Annotated in this window: 10 protein-coding genes; 3 read left to right on the top strand and 7 right to left on the bottom strand. The window is 65.3% G+C overall.

Going from position 1 to position 22,188, the window contains the following annotated elements; genetic code table 11:
* Nucleotides 1-1,372: 1,372 nt before the first annotated feature.
* A complete protein-coding gene (locus AW273_RS30790; RefSeq protein WP_062355871.1) occupies nucleotides 1,373-1,771 on the top strand; it encodes a hypothetical protein in 399 nt (132 codons plus the stop codon).
* A 38-nt stretch (nucleotides 1,772-1,809) separates the two neighbouring features.
* Here AW273_RS30790 and AW273_RS30785 read toward each other — a convergent pair whose 3' ends face one another.
* Both AW273_RS30785 and AW273_RS30780 read right to left on the bottom strand, forming a co-directional pair.
* On the bottom strand, nucleotides 1,810-3,012 hold the full coding sequence (locus tag AW273_RS30785) for a DNA cytosine methyltransferase (protein WP_062355860.1): 1,203 nt from the start codon (nucleotides 3,010-3,012) through the stop codon (nucleotides 1,810-1,812).
* Between the two features lie 120 nt (nucleotides 3,013-3,132).
* Nucleotides 3,133-4,173, bottom strand: coding sequence for a DNA cytosine methyltransferase (locus AW273_RS30780; protein WP_232327678.1), 1,041 nt, complete (start codon nucleotides 4,171-4,173; stop codon nucleotides 3,133-3,135).
* A gap of 119 nt (nucleotides 4,174-4,292) precedes the next feature.
* Here AW273_RS30780 and AW273_RS30775 point away from each other — a divergent pair, with 119 nt between their 5' ends.
* Nucleotides 4,293-6,017 carry a protein kinase domain-containing protein gene (locus AW273_RS30775; RefSeq protein WP_062355856.1) on the top strand — a complete coding sequence of 575 codons (1,725 nt, stop codon included), beginning with the start codon at nucleotides 4,293-4,295 and terminating at the stop codon, nucleotides 6,015-6,017.
* Between the two features lie 6 nt (nucleotides 6,018-6,023).
* On the opposite strand, the gene AW273_RS30770 is transcribed toward AW273_RS30775, so the two are convergent.
* The 5 genes from AW273_RS30770 to AW273_RS30750 are packed head-to-tail and all read right to left on the bottom strand — an operon-like array spanning nucleotide 6,024 to nucleotide 19,676.
* Entirely contained in the window at nucleotides 6,024-8,099 is a 2,076-nt protein-coding gene (locus AW273_RS30770) for a UvrD-helicase domain-containing protein (protein ID WP_062355853.1), read from the bottom strand.
* A 23-nt stretch (nucleotides 8,100-8,122) separates the two neighbouring features.
* Nucleotides 8,123-9,985, bottom strand: a complete 1,863-nt coding sequence (drmB, locus tag AW273_RS30765; RefSeq protein ID WP_062355850.1) for a DUF1998 domain-containing protein — start codon at nucleotides 9,983-9,985, stop codon at nucleotides 8,123-8,125.
* 1 nt (nucleotide 9,986) lies between these two features.
* On the bottom strand, nucleotides 9,987-13,187 hold the full coding sequence (locus AW273_RS30760; RefSeq protein ID WP_062355847.1) for a helicase-related protein: 3,201 nt from the start codon (nucleotides 13,185-13,187) through the stop codon (nucleotides 9,987-9,989).
* Nucleotides 13,171-15,015 (bottom strand): ATP-dependent helicase, encoded by a 1,845-nt coding sequence (locus tag AW273_RS30755; protein ID WP_062355844.1) that lies wholly within the window; start codon nucleotides 15,013-15,015, stop codon nucleotides 13,171-13,173. The genes AW273_RS30760 and AW273_RS30755 overlap by 17 nt, the downstream gene beginning before the upstream one ends.
* Nucleotides 15,012-19,676 carry a DEAD/DEAH box helicase gene (locus tag AW273_RS30750; protein ID WP_062355841.1) on the bottom strand — a complete coding sequence of 1,555 codons (4,665 nt, stop codon included), beginning with the start codon at nucleotides 19,674-19,676 and terminating at the stop codon, nucleotides 15,012-15,014. The genes AW273_RS30755 and AW273_RS30750 overlap by 4 nt, the downstream gene beginning before the upstream one ends.
* 360 nt (nucleotides 19,677-20,036) lie before the next feature.
* Between AW273_RS30750 and AW273_RS30745 the strand changes: the two genes are divergently transcribed.
* Complete coding sequence (locus AW273_RS30745; protein WP_369409267.1) at nucleotides 20,037-22,172, top strand: helix-turn-helix domain-containing protein; 2,136 nt, start codon at nucleotides 20,037-20,039, stop codon at nucleotides 22,170-22,172.
* The last annotated feature ends 16 nt before the right edge of the window (nucleotides 22,173-22,188 follow it).

Here is a 22,188-nt window from a genome sequence, read left to right as displayed (position 1 = left end):
CCCTCAGCCGGACCGCTCAACCGACCACACGGAGATCACGAAAGATCGAGGCTGGGCCACGTAGTTCAGCGTTGAACGCGACAAATCGACCGCGGCGCGATAGAACAGCATCCGAAGCTCCTGGTGGTGCGGATGGATTGTGGTGATCAACCCGTCTACCAGGGGCTTCGCTACGTCATGGGGCAAACTTCGGCATCGCGATCATGCTGTGACCAGCCCACCCGCCACAGAGGACGAAAAAGGCTCACTGCAGAGTCATTTATTGGTCTCGTTTTTACGAAGTTTTTTGAGGTGAATAGAAGTCCCCATCCACACAACACTCCCCCATTCGGCCGCAACTCATGCGGATCAACAGCATTCAACACACCACAAACGTAGCCCAGATCGCCTTCCATACAAATCTCTCGGCATCGACCACGAGCAGAGCACCAGCCCGAGGCCACCCGAAGCACCTCCACTTCCGATCGCCAGCACACGGCAGAGGGTCAGTCCAACGGAATATATCCCACACGACAAAACATTCTCATATTCAAACCGCCAGAAATTTGGAAGCAGGGCCAGCCCAATTCAAATCACGAAATAATCGTCGACCGAAGGCGGCAAGGAAACATCGAGCCGCTGATTCAGAAATATCTACCCCCACCGAGATCGACGATCGAGGAGACCAAGTCAGTGAGCGACAGGGCGTACGACCTCACCAACCCTCATGAGGACAGGCCCGCCTTTCCCTACACAGAGAGGCACCACGGCTTCGCAAACACACTCACACGGGTCGCAGTCGCTATGCGATCACCCCTCACAACCTGCAGGTTTGACACTTGTAAGCGTTGTCAAATCAGAGTGAACAGCATGACTCCCGATGAGTCCGTATGTCTCCATACTCTGAGCCACACGAGACAGTCAGATCGCGGGGTGAGCCGCGACGACTGTCAAGAGGTGGCCGCCGAGGCCTCGGTCGACGACCGCCGCTCAGCCCACTTGAGTCGGAGTATCTTTTCGCACACATATTGACTCGGCAAGCATTCACTCCGTCCAGCCAAGCCCTGTACCCCTCCCGCCCGCCCGAACTTACAAATAGCCGAGAAGGCTTGCTAATCGCGCATACGTGTGGCTATCGTCTTATCTGCTACACGAGCCGGAGCCCGACCTGCGGGTTCGCCCCGGTCTCGCTCTCCCATCACGCAGAGGCAACACGCCTCTTTGTCATGCACATTTTCGGCTCAACGCATCGGAAAGGCAAACCTCACAACAGGCAATCGGACTAGAATAGGATTTACCCTTATGCACTGCAGACATTCCAGAGGCCTCGCCAAGCGTCGTACCCGTCATTCCCTCAGGAGGTTTCGCAATGGAAAGAAATATCGTTCACGAAATGACCGCGTACCTTGACCACGCGGGAAGGCACATCACCGGCGAGTTCAAATACGACACCCTTAGCCCGCTCTTCGTGACGGTCCGGTTCGGGTACAACGAGTTCGCGGTCCCCCGGGATTATCTCGCCGACGCCCTCATGGAGGGGGCGTGCCCGCTCGACGACTGCCGGTGCGACCGCATCCTCTGCCTGGGAGCCACGGGCGGGATCTGGCTCGACGGCAACCTGAAGCTGTACACCGACGGCCCGCTGCCGATCTCGATGGAGCGTCTGGCGATGTGGAAGTTTCTCAAGGAGACCTTCGCCCGCATTCCTCGCGGCCGGGAGTTCGAAGACTACGACTGGGACTCCGCGCACCAGAGGATGCTGCGGGACGGGGGCGAGCCCGAGGGCGTCTAAAAACCCAACCCCACGAAGACGAGGCAGTTGCTCGAACCTCAGACGACCCTGCAGGCCAGCAGGTACTTGTATGTCTCCGCAGCGATCGCCTTCGCCATTCCCACAGGTACGGCGTTTCCGATCTGTCGCGCGATGTCCACCTTGGAGCCACACCAGAGGAAGTCCTCAGGAAACCCCTGAAGCAGAGCCGCCTCCAGGTGGGTGATGGGGCGATCCTCCACAGGGTGGAGGTATCTTCCCTTCTCCGGTTTGAAAAACTCCGTGCGTATCGTCACGGACGGCTGGTTCCAGCGAAGTCGTCCCATAACGTCCCCCGACCCCGTGTTGTGGGTCATCCAACTCTCCGTCGAGAGATCAGGGGGAAGGTCATGTCGGTTGCCACCGGGAGGAATGGCCGCGTAACGAGCCAATGAGAGCTCGGTCGGGGCGCGGCCAACGTGCAGTTCGGTGGTGCGGAACGTGCCGGACACCGTCGTACCCAGAAGATCGATTTTGCGTCCTTCGGGTAGCTGCGTGCTCTCCGTCTTCGCCGGTGTGCGGGTGAAGACGGAGCCGGCGGGCACCCATTCGTCCATCACCTCGAAGAGTCTGAGATCGGCGGTGCCGTCGCCGGCGGCCTCGTAGCGATGAGTGGGAGCAGGGTGGCCCAGTCGGCGCCCCTCGGGGTGGGCGACGACAAGGTCTCGGTGAGTGGCGATCACGATCACCCGACGCCGCGTCTGTGGAACGCCGTAGTCGGCCGCGTTGAGGATCGTCGTCTCGATGACGTATTCGCTCAGGTCGCCACCGGGGGCAGTGGATTCGAGCAGTAGCTCGTACTCTACGGATCGAAGAAAGCGATCCACGTTCTCCACGATGAACAGGCCCGGTCGAAGGGCCCTGACCACTCGAACGTATTCGCGCCACAATCTGTTGCGAGGGTCGTTCGGATCACCTTTGCCCAGACCGGAGAATCCCTGGCAGGGAGGTCCACCGAGAATCACGTCGACGTCGACCGACACCATGTCGGGAGTCCAGCCCACGATGTCGCCGGGATAGACGATCCCCGCATCGCCCATTGACGCGGCGAAGTTGGCCGCGAAGGTGGAGGCTGCGGCGAGGTTGAACTCGACCGCGCCGACTGTTCGATAGGGGGACGTAACGCAGCCGTCGGGGACGAACTCGTGGAAGCCCTGGGTGAAACCGCCACAGCCGGCGAACAGGTCCACCACGTTGATCCGTCGCGACGGGCCGCGCGTCATCCGCCACCATCCACATGCTGACGCCGGACGGCAGGAGATAGGCGATATGCCATCATGTGCACCCTCCCCGTCCATCGAAACCACCACAATAGATGATCTATTGACTACGGGTTCGGCTTCTCAGACATCCGCTTGCACCGCCAGGGCCATAGCCAGTTGTTCTCCCACGGCTGTCGCCACCGGCGGAGGCACGGCCTGCGCGACCTGGCGATATGAGGCCGTCTTTCCTCCACTCACAGCCCATTCCTCGGGAAGGCCCTGCAGCAGCTTGACCTGGCCGACGGTCAACTTGGGCATCTCCTGTCGCGAGTCTCCCAATGTGTCGTCGGGCCCGGGCACCTCATTGCCCAGACTGCTCGCGTTCACCCCGAGCTCCAGCCAGGCCTTCTTGGTGCGGGTCGGCCCGAGGTCGGGTCCCCCGTGCTTACGCGAGCCTCCGACGATCGTGGGAGCGGGTCGGTCGGCCTTGACCGCCCACTCGTCGACCCAGGCCCACCCCCGACCGCCCATGGACTCGCGCAACACCTGCCCCACGGTGAGGGCCTCGCCCTCTCCCACCGGCCAGGCAAAGACCGCCGACACATCCTGCCTGAACGCCACGACAAACGCGCTGCGTCGATTCTGGGGAACGCCGAAGTCACGCGCGTCCAGAATAGCGTGATCCCACCTGTAGCCCATACGTTCGAATTCCACTGCCAGCCACTTTTGGGTTTCAGCGAATTTGACGCTGGTGAACAGATTCGGCGTGGTCTCGATGAGGATCGCGCGGGGGGTCATTCGTTCAGTCAGCGCCACCACCGTGCCGAGGAGGTCTCGGTCGTCGGCCGTGCCGTACTGCCTGCCGGCGGCGGCGAACGGCGCGGCCGGAATCCCAGACGCCATGAGGTCAACGCCGACGACCTCCGGGTGTTCGGTCACGTCGAAGGCCCTAAGGTCGGCCTGCACCACCCGCCATGCCGGTCGGTTGGTCCGCAACGTCGCGCACGAGTGGGGATCGTTGTCCACCAGGAGCAGCGGGTCGAAACCCGCTCGTTCCAACCCCAAGGCCAGGCCGCCCACGCCGGCACACAGTTCCACACTCGCCAACCGCCGCACGATGAAGTCCTCTCCACAACCGGAATTCCCGACCCCATAAAAGTGGAAGGTCGCGAACAGCGCCATTCAAACGAGATTTCGAATACCAGCTCATATTCCGACGAGCAGGTACGGGACGCCCAACTCGATATGATCGGGACGCGAAACGATCGCGCAATAAAGGGTTCCGCGAGACGGAGGCCGGCGTGCAAAGTGGCACGGTACTTGCCGACAGATATCGGCTGGAGGAGAAGCTCGGCATCGGGGGCATGGGAGAGGTATGGCGGGCTGTCGACGGCAAGCTGGATCGTCAGGTCGCCATCAAAATCCTCTTTGGAGGCGGTTCGGACGACCCGGCGATGATGACGAGATTCAACGCCGAGGTTCGCATCGCCGCCCGAGTGCGGCACGACCGCATTGTCGTTCTGTTCGACGCCGGCGAGCACGAGGGCAGGATGTTCCTCGTCATGGAGTATCTCGACGGCGATGACCTGGCCCGGGTGCTGTTGAACCGGCGCGGCGGTCTGCCCATCGAAGAGGCCGTTCTGATCACCGAACGGGTGGCCGACGCCCTGGACGCGGCGCACCGGCACAACGTCGTGCATCGTGACGTCAAGCCCGGCAACATCGTTCTCCTCCGGGACGGCTTCGGCGTTCCTAAGCTGTGTGACTTCGGAATCGCGCGAATCATCGAAAGATCGGGCCTCGTGGTGACCCGTGGGGTCGGGACCGCCTACTACATGGCGCCCGAACAGTTTTCGGGTCGCGTCGACGCACGCTCGGATCTCTACTCCCTCGGCTGCGTGCTCTACGAGATGGTCACCGGCCAGCGTCCGTTCCTCGGCGACGCGGCTTTCCTGATGGCCCAGCACCTGAACGCGACCCCCGAGCGTCCGAGTGAGATCCGGCCCGACATACCTCTCGCCGTCGAGGAATTGATCCTGCACCTGATGGCCAAGGATCCTGGGGATCGCCCACAGACCGCCGAGCAGGTCGCCGAGCGGCTCAGGAACTTCCGCCGCGGCGTCCGCGCCGAGGAAAGACGGCCGACCACGACCGATTCCAATACTTGGCAACAGGAAACCGAGCCGCCGCCGGCCTCCCCCGTCGAGTCCAAGTTCATCGACATCCTGGGCCTTCACGACGCCCTGGACGAGTCGGGCGACCGACGGCTTCCGCTAGGGGTCGACGACGGCGGAGTGCCGGTCTTCCTCGACCTGACCCGCTCGACCCACTTGCTCATTGGGGGATCCCATGGGGATCCAAGGACCGACCCCGTTCGAGGCATCGTGACCGGCGCCCTTCTGTACACCAGACCGTCGCGGCTGCGACTCGCCTTCGTCGATTCTCGAGCCGGTCGGCTGGCGGATTTCGCCGAGGCGCCCCACGTCCTGCCGATGCGCGACAACGATGTACTGCCATGGGTCGTCGAAGAGGTGGGGCGGCGTTTCGCCGAGCTGAGGGCGACCAAGTGCCGTACCATCGACGACTTCAATGAACGGGCTGTGACCGGGCAGATTTCGTGGTCAGGGAAGAATTCCCTGAGCGACGAACTCCCATATCCTGACGTGCTGACAGTGATCGACGAGTTCGCCGAGCCCATGAGCGCATCCGGTGGTGAGATCGGATCTCGGATCGCGAAGATCGCGCAAGTTAGCCGGGCAGTAGGGGTTCATCTGGTGGTCAGAACCACCCGTCCGTCCGCGAAGGTCCTCACGTCGTCGGTCTCCGCCTACTTTCCCGGACGCCTCTGCCTCCCCGTCTCGTCGGTTGAACGCAGTCGCTGTGTCTTGGACGAGGACGGCGCCGAGACGCTCATGGCGGGTCGGGCTCTGTTCCGCCCCACGGGTGGGGCGGCGATGATTCCGCTCCGGCCGATGTCCGTCTCCGACGACCTCGTCCAGGACTTGGTGCACGACTGGCCTCGGTAGCGCCGGTCACTTCAGGAACACACTGGGGCCACCGTGCCAGGAAACCGCCAATCGTTCACGCGCCCGCGTGGTGGCGACGAAAAGCAGGCAGCGCTCTCGCCGCAGATCGTTCCGGTGCGTCGCTGCGTCGTCCTCCAGTGGCGTAACGGCGCTGGAGAGCGGCAGGGAATCCGCACCCACCCCGACCACGGCGACGCAGCGAAACTCCAAGCCCTTCATCCGGTGCATGGTCATCGTCTGCACACACTCCCCGTCAGCCGGTTGATCTCTGGTGACCTGCTCCGCGGCCACGCCAGCGGCGGTCAACGCCTCGGCGGCCTGCCTCGCGTACGTACCGGAACGTGCCGCGACGCCGATCGCTCCTGGGGACACCCCGAGGTCGAGCCATTCCTCGACCTTGTTCACCAGCTCCGCCAGTTCGGATTCCCGGGTCGGTGCGCCGAACACGTCCGGCTCCTGACCGTGCATCTCGGAGCGGCAGCCGGTCAGCGTCGCCTCCTCGCCGGACAGGCCGTCGACGGACTCGCCCGAGAGCATCGCGCAGCTCCACTTAAGGATCTCCGCCGTTGTCCGGTAGTTGACCGTCAACCGGCTGGACCGACCCGCCACCCGTATCCCGAGAGAGGACAGGGAGACCGAGCCCTCGTAAATGCGCTGATGAGTGTCTCCCGCGATGAACAGATCGTCCGGGCCCTCTGCCACAGCGCCTCGGAGAACCCGCCACCGTACAGGATGCAGATCCTGCGCCTCGTCAACGACGACGTGGTCATAGGGCTTGTCGGTCTCGGCGCAGAGCAGTTCCGCCGCCTTGACGCACACCGTCTCGTGTGTGTGCCGTCCCCTGCGCACCATCTCGTCCTGGAACTCGCTGATCGCCCGCCAGATCTGGGCCCGCTGGACGGAGCCCAGGCTGCGCCCGCGGCCGGAGCGGCGGGCCGCGAGATACTCATCGGCTGAGGTCAGGTTCTGCGCCAGCACGACTTGGCGCCATTCCTCGGCCAGAAACCTGTCGGGCCACGCCGAGTTCCGGCGTCGGGCAATGCGTTGCCAGAGGTCGGTCTCCTCGTCTCTGGGCAGGAGGACGATCCGGCCGACCCGCCCCTCGACGACCCTTCGGGCCACCTGGTCGACAGTGCGGACGTGGATTCGGGCCCGCACGTCGTCGTCAGGTTCCAGAAGACGTAACGAATCCTCCAGAGATCGGGCGAGCGTGGAGGTGAAGGTCGTCAGCAGCACACGGCCGCCACGCGCGGCCAGATATCGGGCGCGGTGCAGCGCGACCACGGTCTTTCCCGTTCCGGGCCCCCCGACGACCTGTGCCGATCCACTGTACGAACGAAATGCGATCTCGCGCTGCAAGGGATGCAGGTAGACGCGCCAGCGCGCGAAGGGGCGGTCGAGGAGGTCCATGAGTTCGTCTGGACCGTCGACGAGGGCGATCCGATCGGTGGACCGACGCACCGCCGCCGACAGATCGTCGGGATCGAACGAATCAACGCCGGTTACCTGTCCGACGACCTCGTCCCATACCTCCTCCACGGACAGCCCGGAGGCAAGTCCGATCAACACGTCGTACTGCACCCGGGGCAGGGTCTCCGACAACGACTCGAGGACGGCGACGTCCATCACGATCCGGGCGAATCCCAATATCTGGTCGTCGATCCCGAGCCGTTTGAGGTCGGCGTCCGAGACGTGGCCGAAGAGCGACGAGCGCGGACCGGCGCCGCTGAGAGTGGCAACGGTCGCCTCAATGATCTTGTCGTCACGAATCTCGATGTGGCCTGTCGCCACGTTCACCGAGAGCCGCCGGTTCCTCGCCCACTCGTAGGCCTCGTCGTGGGTGTCCACCCGCAGCAGCGTGTACTCCTCGCCGGTTTCAGGCGCGAGGACAATGCCGCGGTACTTCAGGTCGATCCGGATGCTCTTCAGCCGGGGGTCACGGGCGTTGATTTTCTCCAGATGAGCCCCGGCGACGGCGGTGTGTCCGAATCTCGTGATCGTGTCGACCACCTTCGACTGCACCGAGCGTTCCAAACGGGTGAAGTCCCTGAGGAAGTCCTGGTGGATGCCGAGTTTCGGCACGGGCGCCACCTCCTGGTCGGGTGTCAGCGATCGAATCGGAAGAAGGCCGTGTCGGGATCGTCGGGATGGCCGACGAGCATCGCGCGGTCAAGGAAGACGTTGTTCGTCTCACAGCTGGTTTCCGGGAGCAGGACGCATGCGTAGCAGGCCGCCAGGTTCAGACTGTCGACGCCGCTCGCCTCCGATTCCATGCACGGCGGATCCTGCGAGCACCACGATGCGCGTTCGACCGCCGAGACGAGGGAGTCACGCAACGGCGCGTATTCGCCCTTGGCGACCACTCCGCCGAGGCTGCCGGCCGAATCGCTGGTGGCCGTGTAGATCAAGATTCCCGCCATGTCGTCGGCCGCGTACAGACGCTCTCGCAGGGCCGAGGCGGGGTAGCCGCAGTCCAGGCTCCATTCGTTGATCAGCACGTGCGCCAATGTGTGGAGCAACACGTAACGGGGGGTCACCGGCGAGCGCAGTTCCTCCGTCGGCCGCTTTGGAAACCGGTTGGCGAGAACACTCTCGTGGTGCTCCCTGATGAGAGCGGCTCGGCGGACGGGGCCGGGCCGCCGCTCCCAATTCTGGAGCAGCTTTTCGTTGAGGGTGATGAACACTCCCTCCCCGCTGACCTCGATGGCGGGCAGCCAGTCGACCTCGCCGGTGGACAGGGCCGCCATGCGATCGCTCAGGCCACTGGCCGGATCGGGCATCTCCACGCGGGTGAACGACTGAAGCGCGCGCACCTCACGTAGCCGCTTCACCAGCATGACCTGCTGAAATTCGGCGGGCATGAGGGACTCCGCGCTCCGCCGGGGTGGCACGCACTCGAAGTTGTCGCCTCGGTCGGCGGTGGCCGTGCCCTCGAAAAGCTTCTCGTATTCTTCCCGTCGTAGTCTGTTGGCCGGCTCGAATCCCGCGTCGGCGTCCGAGTCGGGGCGGGCGCTGGCCTCCAGCGCCCGCCGCTCGTTGACCGCGTCAAGGACGTCCTCGGCGGTGTAGCGGCTCTCTCTGAGGATGCCGCTCTTCTTGATCATTTCCAGCAGGACGGCCTCAGGGGTTCCGAGATCCAGAGCCGTCTTCCACTGGGCGTAGTACCCGTTCTCGTTCAGCCGTACGTGGAGCGAGTCCGACCACGGAGGGATGGAGAGCGCGGAGCGGCTGATCGGGAACCATGCGGCCGACGAACCTCGCTGGAGTGTGCGCGGCGTCGCCGGACACCCGCCTTGTTCGGTGCCGAAGCCCAGCCACGGACGCCCCCCGTTACAGGCGATCCCCAGATCCGACAGGGCGTTGCGGCCAAACGACCCCTGGAGCGAGGCCTCCTTGCCGCACGAGCACGAGATCACCACCGAACGGAGCGACGCCGTCCGGCCGGTGCTCTTGAGACGCAGGACGTGCTCGGTCCCGAAGGCCTCCGGAGCGGTCTTCTTGTGCACCCAGGCGAAGTACGGAAAGTCTGCCAAATGTCCCATTTCGCAGGCTATGACGAACCTCGAGGGCGCGATGGGCTTGTCACATGCCGCACAGACGCTTTTGCCGGTGGGCGAACCGAACCTCCGAAACGGCTGGAGGCGTTCGCACTTGGCGCACGAGTACATGTCCGGGAACATCCGGGCTCGGACTCCGTCCCCGGACGACGGCTCGTCGGCGGGTGGCAGCTGAAAGTGGGTGACCCCTAGCCAGTGCTGCAGTCGGGGCTCGTTCACCGAACCCCACTTCGAGTTGTCCTTCCACGTGTCCAGACCGCTGACGACGTAGGACCGGTCGTCAATGGCGATCATCGCGCCAACACCGTAGGTCGTGATCATCTGAGCTCGACGGACCGCCCCGATCGGGCTCCTCTTCGCCTCACGAGGCTCTCGACCGGCGGTTCCCGTGCGCCTGTTCCGTAGGACCATCTCAGCGCTCCTGGTAGAGATCGGATTCGACGTCGACGTCGCGCATACTCCACAAAGTGGGTATCGCATCGCGGAGGTCCTCATCGGCATAAGTGCAGAGCAGGGCCGTGTCGTCGGCCCTCGGTTCGCTCCGCTTGAAGTTCGCCTTCGCCTCGTAGACCAGGTCGGGGTTGTTGTCCGCCATCTTTCGCCATTTGGCGATGATGTCGTCGAGATCGGCCTCCGTACCGGCCGCCTCCTCCGGATCCACGGCACGGACCCGGGCAAGGATGATGTCCTTCAACTCCTCGAACCGTTCGCCGAAGCGGCGAGCGTTTCCCGCAGCGCTGTTCGGCCGCATCTCCGGGAACACAAGCCGGCCGAGACCGACGAACACGGCGTGCAGGGCCCGGTCACGTGCCCGTGAGGAGAACGGGGTGACGCTCGTTGACTCGACCTGCCGGTAGAGCGCGGAGTGATAGGACACGAACCTCTCGTAATGAGACCGGTCGCGGGAGCGGCTCGCGTTGTAGAGCATGACGACAAGGCCCGGATCCCGTCGACCCACTCGGCTGCTGGCCTGAATGTACTCAGCCGTCGTCTGAGGCTGGCCCATGATCGCCATGAGCCCGAGGCGGTCGACGTCCACACCCACCGAGATCATGTTCGTGGCAAGCACAGTGTCGAAAACGTCGTCGCTGGGCCTACCGATCTCCAGATCCTTGAGCCGCTTCGGGATGTCGCTGGACTTCACCCGGCTCGTCAGCTCTGCGAGCCCCTCGACCTCACGCGCGGGCTGCCCCTCACCGGCGAGCAGTTTGAGACGGTCCTGAACGTCGTCGAGAACCTGCAGCTCGGCGGCCGCGAGCAAACGAAGGCTGTTGAAGTACCCGATCAGCGTCCAGTAGGCGTCACGGACCGACTCGTCCGCCTCGATCCTCGACGCGTGGTGGAGCAGCGCCGCGTACGCGCGCACCAACAGACTCGCCTGACTGGTTCCCGGGCTGAGCAGACCGACATAGAGACGAGATGACTTCGACTCCGCAGGTGTCTCCACCGCGAACCAGGAATCCCGGGCGTCCAACCCGGCGGGGGGAAACTGCCGGACCTCCCGATCGAACAGCCGGCGCCCCTGGTCGCGGGCACGACGGATGGTCGCGGTGGACGCGATCACCTTGGGCTCGTCGGCGGCGGCGTCGATGGCCGTTTCGTAGAGACCGGTCAGGGTTCCGAGAGCGCCCGAGATCAGATGCAGCTCGTCTTGCACGATCAATTCCGGAGGCGGTGTCTTAGGGAGGTCGCGGTTGAACAGGGACGCGACCTCGGCGCGCCAGGCGATCTGGGCGAACTTGTCGACGGTCGCGATGAGGAGGGTCGGTCGGACCCGGTAGATCACCTCGTCGACGACGTGTACGGGAAGTCCGTGGTGGAAGTCGCACTGCTCGTTGGGACAGTGAATGTGCATGTGCCCCGTCGAGGCGTCGGCTTCGTAGTGCCAGGCGTCCATGGGTGTGCCGCACCAGGGGCAACCCCGTAGCTGGACCGCGTTCTCGGTCTGAAGCTCCCCGCCGTCCCGCAGCTTCTTGATGCCGATCTGGGCGTCGTGGACCTTGTTCGGCGTCGCCGCCCTACCCACCCACATGCCGATCGAGATCGTCTCGTGCCCGAATGAGTCCGGACGTTCCCGGCGCATCGTCTCCATGGCGCAGATGAGCGTCGCCGCCCGTTCGAACTGCTGGAGAGTGAGTAGGCGAAGCGTGTATCGCATCAGGGCGGTTACCCCGTAGCCGTCGTCGCCGCGCCGCATCCGTCGGCGGAAGACGGTGAAGGCGATGAGCCCGAGGTATGCCTCGGTCTTGCCACCACCGGTCGGGAACCACAGGAGGTCGGCTGTCCGGCGATCCGGATGCTGTTCGTCGACGATGCCGTTGAGGCAGAGAAGCATGAATGCGATCTGGAACGGACGCCACACACCCCCGGCCTTCACCTCCCCGGCTCGACTGGACTTGATCCAGACGGTGTGTCCTCGTTGTAGGGCCATCGCGCGGTTGGCGCTGCGGAAGGCCGCCATCGACAGGGGGTCGTCGCGTAAGGTCTCGATGCCCGCGACGATCCGGTTGCAGGCCTCCTCGCACTGATCCACCTGGAGTTTCGCCGCCTCGGCGTGCGGGGTGTCGGCGAGGAGTAGCGCCTCCTCTGCGCGTTCGGAGATCCACGCCCGGTAACCGGCCGCGAGGCGGCGCAGGGCGGCGAGCACGTCCTGGTCGGTGGCCTCGGCGAGGTAGAGCATGCCCAGATCGGAGTCGTCGATGTCTGGATTGGAGTCGGTGAGCAGCATCTCCCTCTCGGGCACGAAGGTCGTCCAGGCGGTGCGCACCCTCGCGGGCTCCCCCTTGAGCAGCTCCTCCGCACGTGGCGGCGGGGGCACCCAGTCCCAGTCGACGGCGCATCCGTGACCGACCGCGAAGGTCGGTGCATGCCGGTAGAGCAGGCCGTTGGTGCGGACCTCCCCGTCGTCGGCGCCGACGGGCACCGGACGTTCCACGAGAATTCGTCCGTCGTCGACTCCCGAAACCAGGATCTCCGGCTGGAAGAAGCTGACCGGGTCCCTGAGATCGAAGGCCTCCACGCTGTGTGTGTTGACCAGGGTGATCGTCACCGCCGCAGCACCGGTCTCGGGGTGAGGACGCCGCACGGTGACGCGAAGCTGGAGTCCGTCGGCCAAATACTCCCGACGCTCCCCAGGATCCGTCACCGAGACGTCCACAGGATCGGCACCCACCACTCGTCGGCGCCACTGGAGTTTGACGTCGTCGGTGGTCCGCCGAGCGGCCCGTTTGGCGGGCGTCGGGTTTCCGTACTCGTCGATCGGGTCGTAAACGGCCGCCGAGGCGTGGATCCTGAGCGTGTTCGCCGTCCGGGTGTCGACGGCCACGGTCAGGCCCATCGACGAGGGGGTCTGGGTGTTCGCGAGCGACACCCCGGTGTCCGGCAGCTCGTCAACCGTAAGGATCGCCGGCGCCTGGCCCTCGTCGACCTGGGCGTCCCGTTCCTCGTCGACCTCGGTGTCCGTCAGTCTCGGGAACAGAATGCCGGTGGTGTACGCGTCGAGGGGGGCGTCCTTGAGAATCTCCTCGTCTCCGCCGACCGGCCCGAGCAGATCACCGCGGAGCCGGTCGACCAACTCGCTCCGGAACCGATAGTGGTCAGTTCGCTGTGTCATCCGACTCCTCCTTCTCCCAGGTGAACCGTCCCAGGCCCACCAGGCGGGGCGCCAACCACACTCCGTGCGGACCCAGCCCGGCCGCGCTCCCGGCGGCCTCACTTCCAGCGACCGTCTCCAACGTCTCCACCCGGAGGCTGGAGATCGTCTTCGGCCACGCACGCGGGACCCAGTTCTTGGCGGTCTTCAGATGTAGATGGAGACTGCGGCCGAATGCCTCGGATGTCGTTCCGATGGGACGATCTTCGTGAACAACCAGATAAGGGGGGCTTTCCTCCAGCCCGACAGGATCCGTGCCGATCCGCTCCAGGGTCACCTCGGCCCCCGGAGGCACTCCGCCGACCAGATGGCGCTGCAGTTCCACCGGATCGGCCTGAAAGTGCCGCGTCCCCGCCGGCTGGTCGGTCAGGACGTCACCACCGAGCACCTCCAGCCCTCCGCGATACCAGTACTGGAAGTGGGTCCGTCCCCACCGTCCACTGTTCCGATCGACCCGAATGAAACGGGTGTCCACCGCGTTCAGCCAGTAGAGGTCGTCTCTCGCGCGCGTCATCGCCACATAGAGAAGGCGGGCCTCCTCCTCGGGATCGACGGGCTGGCGCGTCGTCTCAAGAGGTCCGGGATCGACCACGACCACACGGTCGAACTCAAGTCCTTTGGCCCGATGGAACGAGGAGACCACAAGGCGTGCGGGCGCCTGCCCGACGAGCTCGTCCGGCAGCCGTTCGGACGCGATGGCCGCGCGGACCCTGGTCAGATCAAGACGCCGATCCGAGCCTTGAGGGGAGCCGGTGCGCCGCAGCAACATCCACCGCTCGTCGGCGTCGGGCAATTCCAGTGCGTCAAAGGCGTCGCGGGTGAGCGTCCACCCGTCTCCGGAGAACAGTCTCGTCAGCCAGGCGGGGACCACACGGTCGCGGGCGGACCGTCGAAGCTGGTGGAAGACCCCGAACTCGTGCAGCGACTCCGAGACGACGAGGGCCTGTCCGTTCGTGCGGCACAACACCGCGGTCGTGCCCTCGTGACCCGTAAGCGCCTCGGCGGCGAACGGGTCGAGATCGCCCAGATTCAGGCTTGACTTCAGCGCGGCCCGAAGATCGCCGTACATCGGTCGGCCGGTGCCGTGCTCGGCCGCGTCCCGCAGTGTCGCGCCGAACCCAAGGGCGGTACGGGCCTCGTCGCTTCGGGCCCGGAAGTTCTGCGTCAGGGACAGCTCGACCAGGTCCTCTCCGAAAGTCACCCGCAGCCACACGAAGAAGCGGTTGGTCTCACCGAGACGCTCGCGAGGATCGCTCACGGTGAAGCCGTAGATCGACTGCGCCGGATCCCCCACGACGGTGAAGCCGCAGTCGAAACGCTCCAACAGGGTCTCGACCAGATCCCTACGTGCCCCCACGAGGTCCTGTACCTCGTCGACGATCACGTGCCTCAGATCCTCAAAAAGCTCGTCGGCCAGTCCGTCCTCGACGGCCTGACGGGCACCCTCGATCCGGGCGTCGAAGGACCGGGTCAACCAGTCTCCGGTCGCGTCGACACGCATGAGAACGTCTAGAGCCCACGAGTCAAACGTCTTGACACGCAGGTAGCGGGCTTCGTCGCCGTGTCGCGCGAGTCGATCACGCAGCTCTCGGGCCGCGGCCCGAGAGAAGGTGAGCACCAGGATCTCTCCAGCGGTCAGTTCCTCTTTGGACACCAGATGATCGAGCCGGCGGACAAGGGTGTGCGTCTTGCCCGCCCCCGCGCCGGCCGTCACGAGGGTGAGGGCGTCGGCCGGCTGGGTGACGACGGCGAGCTGTTCGTCGGTGAGTGGAGGTGGTGCGAGGGTCATTCCCGGTTCCACAGGTAGTCGAATTCGGTGAAGGCGAGCTTCTTGTCGAAGTTGACGATGTTGTCGGCCACGTCGAGGATCAAACAGGTCTCCTTACCGCCGTTCAACGGACCGCGCAGGCCTCGACCGATCATCTGCTGATAGACGTTGGGGCTGTAGGTCGGTCGCGCCACGATCACGACCTCCGTCGCGGGCGCGTCGAAGCCCTGAGCCAACACCCCGTAGTTGGTCAGGACTCGGAGCCGGCGCGTACGGAACTCCTCGATGCGCGCGCGACGCTCCGCGTCAGGGGTGGCGGAGTCGATCGCGGCCGCCCGGATCCCCCTGCCTCGGAGCAGTCCGGCCATCAACTTCGCGTGGTTGACCGACGCCGCGAACAGCAGGACCGGACTGTTCTCGGGCAGCGCCTGGATCTCACGAAGCAGCATGCCGTTGCGGTCGGCGTCCTGGCCGAGTGACGCCTCCACCGAGGAGGGAAGCCAGCGGGGCCCGCCACCGCCCACGCTCTTCAGCTGCTCGTCGCTGAGCTCGATCGTCGCACCCTGCAGTTCGCGGTGCTCCACCTTGGCAAGCACACCGAGTTCCTGCAACTCGGCGTACGGGTCGGACGTGAAGATGCCCTCGTCGAGCCGGGTCCTGCCGTACCGCTGGGCTAGACGAGCGGACTCCTCCTCATTGAAGCCCCGGTAAGGCGTGGCGGTGAGCCCCAGCAGCGGCCGGGCGGCCTCGCGGTGCGTGATGCCCAGCAGTTTGAGGAGCTCGGTGTATCGAGGGGTGATCGAGAAGTGGGCCTCATCGATGATCACAAGCGCGGGATCGCGGAGCCAGGCGTACTCGGGCTTGCTCAGGCACACCTCGAGTTTTGCGTCGGTCGCAACGACCAGGTGCGCGGTCTCCCGGTTGGGGGCCGCCTCCCGGTTGTTCCACAGTCGGTTGACGACGAGCCGGCTCTCCGGTCCCACCTTCGACCAGACGAAGGACCAACTCTGGACCGCCTGCTCACACAGTTCCTCACTCTGCGCGATCCACAGGATGGGACGGCCGCCGAGACCGCGCTCCTTGACCACCCGGATGACGGCCTCCGCGGCAACGCGCGTCTTACCGGCACCGGTCGGAAGGCACAACATCGCGCGAGGGGCATCCCATCGGGTCAGGAGGTCGAACGTCTTCTGAGCCAGGCGCTCCTGGTAGTCGTGGAGTCGCGGGAAGGCCGTCGGACCGTCGACCCGCACAACAGGAGGAAGCGTTTCGCTGCGGGCGCCGGCGTAGTCGTCGGGAAGACCAAGGTCGTTCACCACCCGAACGGAGGCGTTGTCACCTCGGAAACTGGCGGCGGCCTCCGGTAGGACGGCCTCGATGTCCTTGCGAAGCACGCGTAGAACGTCGGATCCGTGGGCGTCGCTGAAGAGCTGGGCGACACGCTTGTCGTCCGCCGGCTTCCCCTTCTCGGCCTCGTCGTATTCGAGAAGGCCCTGAGGCAGTCCCTTCTTCAGCGCCTCGACCTCGACCAGGTGCAACAGTTTGTCGGACACCTCCTTCGCCTCGCGGGCCTTCTTTATCCGCTCGTTGTTGCGCTGCTGCTCACGGCGGTCCAGGATCGCCCTGCAACCGGAGGGGCCCAGTCCAAGGCGCATGGCCTTGTCGACCTCCACGAGCAGCGACAGGTCGTCCTTCGGACGTACGACGAGCACCTTGCGCTCCTCGTTGTGGACGGCGACGGAGATCGGTTGAGTCCTCATGCCCTTGGGGGTACGGATGACCTCCTCGAGTTCATCGCAGCGCACGACCGTCCATCCCTCAACCCGGGTCCTGTGGCCCACCTTGAGATGGGGGAACTCTTCCGTCAGGATCACCGGCTCCGCCTGCTCCACCCAGCGGAGTTCCTTCTGAATCGCAGTCGAGGCCTCAAGCATGTGCCAGTGTTCTCGGAAGAGATCCGTGGCCTCCTGCGAGGGCGCCAGCAGCGCCGGGACCTGCTCGCGCACCAGGGCCTGGTAGGTCGTTACGTCGGCGGTCACCACGATCTCGTCGTCCGGGATGTCGGTATGCCACTCAGAGCCGACGCGGCAACGGGTCAGGCCGTCTTTGGGCCAGGGAACGTTCGCCTCGAAGACCAGGGCGTAAACCCGACCCGGAAAGGCGTCGTCGGTCGACTCCGCCGCCTCCGCGACCAGTTCGCTCCAGATGGCGGACGGCACCTTGCCGAGCTGGTGCGGAAGACCCAGTGCGGTCCCCGTCGCCAGTGGCACCTTCGCCACCGGAAGCAGCGATGAGTAGGACATCAATTCCGGCCCCACGCATCGCGCCACAATGCGAAGACCACGTGAGGTCTCCAGATAGCCGTGTTTGCGCGCCATCCAACGAAGTGGCGAGACCACCGACCTCCGAGTCGCGACACTCTTCCCCACCTGCATCGTCCACGAGGTCACGAGCCCACTGGACGGCATCTCCGCTAGGAATGCCGCGCGCCCCTCCCTCGACAGCACGGTCAGAAAGCCCAGGGGGCCCGCGGGCTTGCTGCCGTCGAAGGCCATCGTGCTGTGCATCGGGCGGTGATCCGACGGGGAGAGCTTGGCGCAGTACTGCTCCCAAAGCGCTCGGGTGTAGTCCTCGAACCACGGCTCTTGGCGGGGATCCACCGTGGGCTGTGGACCGTCGATGGCGCCCAGGTCTCGGAAGATGGCTCGGTCTTCCGCGTGAAAGGCGATGTCGATGGCCACCCGGTTGTCTCTGGAGCCGTCGGCCGGCACGATCCTGCCGGGGAGCAGACATTCGCGGATGGCCTTGAAGGGCCCGGCGATCGTCTTGACCTTCAGTTCCCGCGCGGTCTCCACCTGGTGGTTGCGCAGTGCGGCCAGCGTGCCGGCGGGGCCCGCCAGGCGGGAAAGACGCCAGAAGGCCGCCCAGTCGGAATCCCCGTAGCTGAGGAATCCCTGCTCGACGACGGAGGCGAACCTACCCTCGTAGTCGGCCTCGTAGACGCCTAGGTCCTCAAGGTCCTGTACAAGAGTGGCATCGCCCGCGTAGACCCGTTCGTCAACGTAGACCGTGTTGTCGGCCAGACCGTCACTCGATGAACGGCGGAACACCCGGTTGGACGGGACAACGAACCCCATGGACTCGGTCAGGACGATGCGGGCCCTCATCGCCTCCTCGGTGCGAGGGTGCTTCTCCCGTCGCATCGCGGCGGCGATCTTGACGGCTCGGGCCGACGCTTCCGGACTCCCATCGGAGACCAGCGCCTCCAGCCACTCCTTCGCGTCCGCCGGGCTCACGCCCGCGACGTCCTGGATGTAGCCGACCTTGTCTCGGCGGTATTGGCCGGCGTCAACAGAGTGATGGCACCAGCCTTGAGGCCGGCCCTCGTATCCGGCCCAGAGGGCAAGCCACTCCGGCCTCATCTTGTCGGGGTGCAGCCGGACCGCCGATACAGGTCCGAATTCTCCCGCCTGGTCTGGGAGGATGGGCCGTTTCGCCGCAGCGGCCCAAATGTGGTGGACCAACTCCGTCGCGGCCCACTGCGGCTCCTCGCGACCTCGGGCAGGTAAGGCGTCCAGGTGGACACACGGGTCGGAGTCGAGCGAGAGCGAGGGAGCAGACTCCACTATCAGCTCGGCCATCACTCGGATCAGTTCGTGGTTGAACTTATTGTTGTTGTAGAGGTTCTGCCGGTCTTCACTTGTCTTCCAGGGCGCGTTGACGATGCCGCGAATCGTCGACTCGTAGTTGGTGGGGAAGAACGCCCAGAACCTGCCTCGAACGCGCCCTTTCCCGCCCGGAACCGCCCAGGCGATGTCGACCTCCGGACGGTCGTGAAGCTCTCCCGCCTCCTCCAACGCTTCGGCCGAGGGGGCGTGCCGGCGGCTGAAGACCCGCCATTGCTGGTGTATCGAATCGCCCTTGGGGCCGTCGATCTGCAGCAACCGTTGATCGTCTGCCACGCTGTGGAAGATCTGCCGCACGACCGGCCTGGAGGTCCGACGGTCCTCCAGAGTGATGGTCCCGACGTGCGGGGAGAACAGCGCAAACTCGGCGGGGAACTCTGCGATGTCCCTCGCCATGCGGTTCACCGCCGACGGCTTCAGCGGAAGCCGGACCACGGTCGTCGCCCACTTGAGCAGTTCGGCGAGAACCGGGTCGGCGGCAACGGCGCGGTCGCGGTCGAGCGGCCGGGCCATCCGCAGCACCGGGGTCTCGGCCACGGCCGGCTGCACCCCTCTGATCATCTCGGCGGCCCAGTCGCGGTCGAAGCCGAAGCTCCGGTCGTCGTCCCGACTGAAGAACTCCGGCATATCGGTAACACTCAAAACCGATTTAACGCCGACCCCGAATCTCCCGATCTGCCCTCCACGTTTACGGGACACTCCCATGCGAAGAATGGTGTCGGCGCCTTCGGGCGTCAGCGGCGCACCCTGGTTCGCGCAGTAAAGGTGCGAGGTCGTCAAAACAACCGCGATCTCGCCGCCTGGATCGTTCCGCAGTTCGTCGGCGCCGTTCTGGACCAGCTCGTAGATCTGGCGGTCGCCGTAGCCCCCCTCCTTGATGCGACGCTCACCGTTCGCATGCTCCTGGATGAGGCCGGGATCGATCCGGTAGGTCTCCAGGACACGTTTCGACTGGCCAAGGACGACTTCCAGGACTGTTGGCTCAACGCTGCTCATGGGGGGTGTCATCTCCTCGCGGCGGCACGGTGTCTATGAGTCGAGGCGGACTCGGGGCACACTCCGGCCCGCGCCTCGATCTCATGGAGGCCGAACCTGCGCATGCTTCGCACGGCCCCAAAAAGGCCATCAGGTCATACGAGGACGAAAGTTGACTTTCATCCAAATACCAATCCATAGAGCAGAGGATTCGACTTCTGCCCGTTGCGCCAATCGAGGGAAGCACAGTTCATTTCAGTTCGCAAGGGCCCCAGAAGGGGCCCGCCATTCGCGACCTATCATCACAACCCTCACACGCCATAGTAGGGCATGCCCGAAGCGGATGTTAAGCGCTCTTTGACAGGCTAGGCTGGTCGTCAAATGAGCGGCACTGAGGGGAGCGACTCGATGACGCAGGACCCACACCCGCAGATGGAGGACTTCGGTCCGTGGCTGGGCCGGCAGCTTCGCCGCAAGGGGATGAGCCAGTCCGAGCTCGCGGCCGCACTTGACGTCACCCGGGCGGCGGTGTCGGCGTGGATCACCGGTCGGGCAACCCCCCGCATTGACAAGATCCAGGCGATCGACGAGCTCCTGGGGCTGGCGTCGGGCTCGTCCATGACACGTGAGGAGACCCCCGACTCGGCGGGTTCGATCGACTGGCACCTCCGTCCGGCTCACGAGGACGGCGGTCGAGAGCTCGGAAACGCCGCCGCCTTCGCATTCGACTCCAACCTCGCCGTGCTGGCCAGGGAGGCCACCCAGAACTCCCTCGACGAACGTTTCGACGAAACCCGGGCTGTACGCGTCCGCTTCATCCTGAATGAGTTGACCGGTGAACGGCTACGCGGCTTTCAGGAGGCGATCCGGTGGGACACCATCGCCCCCCACATCAAGGCCGCCGCCGACCCGGCGCAGAAGGTCGGCCGGGTGCTCGCCGACGGTCTGCGGGAACTGCATGAGGGCGGCAGCCTGTTGTTGCTTCGAGTCGACGACTACAACGCGAACGGCCTCACCGACTCCGAATACGACGACGGGCGGTTCGCCGCGGTCATCCGCAGGCAGATGGACAGCCATAAGGGCGACCAGGCGGGTGGATCCTACGGACTGGGCAAGGCCACGCTCTGGGCCACCAGCAGATTCGGCCTGGTCATCGTGAACAGCACACTTTCCGCCCCCTATGAGGGCCGTCGAGACCGACGCGTCATCGGCCGCATCGATCTTCCCTGGCACAAGAGGGACGACAAGGGCTACGCCGGCCCGGCCTGGTTGGGCGAGCGCGATCCGCGACGCAACGGCGCGGCCCGCTCATGGTGGGCCGGGGAACGGACGGTCGAGGAGCTGCGCCTGAGCAGGTCCAACGCCGATCCCGGCACCAGCTTCCTCATCGTCGGGGCATACGACCCCTCAGGCGAGGCGACCACGTTGCAGGAGATGCACGCGGCATTGGTCAAGTCCCTCGCCGATGGTTTCTGGGCCTCCATGGTCAGCGGTCGTGGCAAGGAGCCCGTTCTCGAGGCGTCCGTCGAGGCGCGGCGCAACGACAAGGAGATCGTGGTCCCGGAGGAGCGCGTCGATCCTCATCGTTATCAGCGGGCGCGGTCCCGCGCCGTGCGGGCCTACAAGAACGGGGAAACCGTCGATTCCCTCACCTCTGCCGACGACGTCGTTGCCGCCCGAGTGCCCCTGCTGGTGCCGCCGCGGAAGACCACAGGACAGACTCAACCGGTCGAGCACTCGGCCGTGCTTCTCGTCACCCCGGCCGGAGACGACGAGGAGCGACCCAATCGGGTCGCGGGCATGCGCGGCACCTTGATGACCGTCTCCGACCGGGCGGTGGGCGACCTACCGCTGGGTGCCCCTCGGTTCCAGGCGGTTCTGTTGGCCGGCCACGCCACCGGCATCAACGATCCCGACGGGGAGCCCAAGCTCGACGCGACACTCGCAGAGGAGTTCCTGCGGGCCGCGGAACCTCCGGAACACAATGACTGGAAGCCGACCGAAGACCTGACCGCCACGTTCGCGCGAGGGGCGGTAAGCCGCCTCAAGGAGTTCCGCAGCGCGGTTCTCGCCGCCGTCAGAGACACCGTTCGGCCGGCCGACGGCGGCCCGGCCGACCGAGAGGTCCCGGAGGCGTTGCAGGGTCTGGTCAAGCTCGATCCACCCAAGCCGGTGAAGAGCCCTGGATATCCCACCGTGCGGAGCGCCTCGGGAGAGGTCGACGACGAGGGCGCCTGGCGGATTCGGGTCGAGGTCAGGCTTCCGCAGCGGGAGGACCCCTGGGTGATTCGACCACTGCTCCGTTTCTCCACCAGGTCGGGCCCTCGACCCGAGGTCCCGTGGGCCCGTTTGGAGCCCTTGGAGGAGTGCGAGGTCGTGGACGGGAGCGATCTGCGGTGCCGATCCGGCGCCCGCAGAGTGGTCTTCATCGGGGTGAGCGACATAACCGGCCATCCGGTGAACGCGAGGATGAGCACGGTCGAGGTCGACCTGATGCGGGTTCGGGGTGGCGCGTGAGAAGGATCCTGCCCTA

This window comes from Herbidospora yilanensis (assembly GCF_001570565.1).
Classification (GTDB): Bacteria; Actinomycetota; Actinomycetes; order Streptosporangiales; family Streptosporangiaceae; genus Herbidospora; species Herbidospora yilanensis.
Note: the sequence above shows the minus strand (reverse complement) of the source record. Positions and strands in the feature narration are given on the sequence as shown.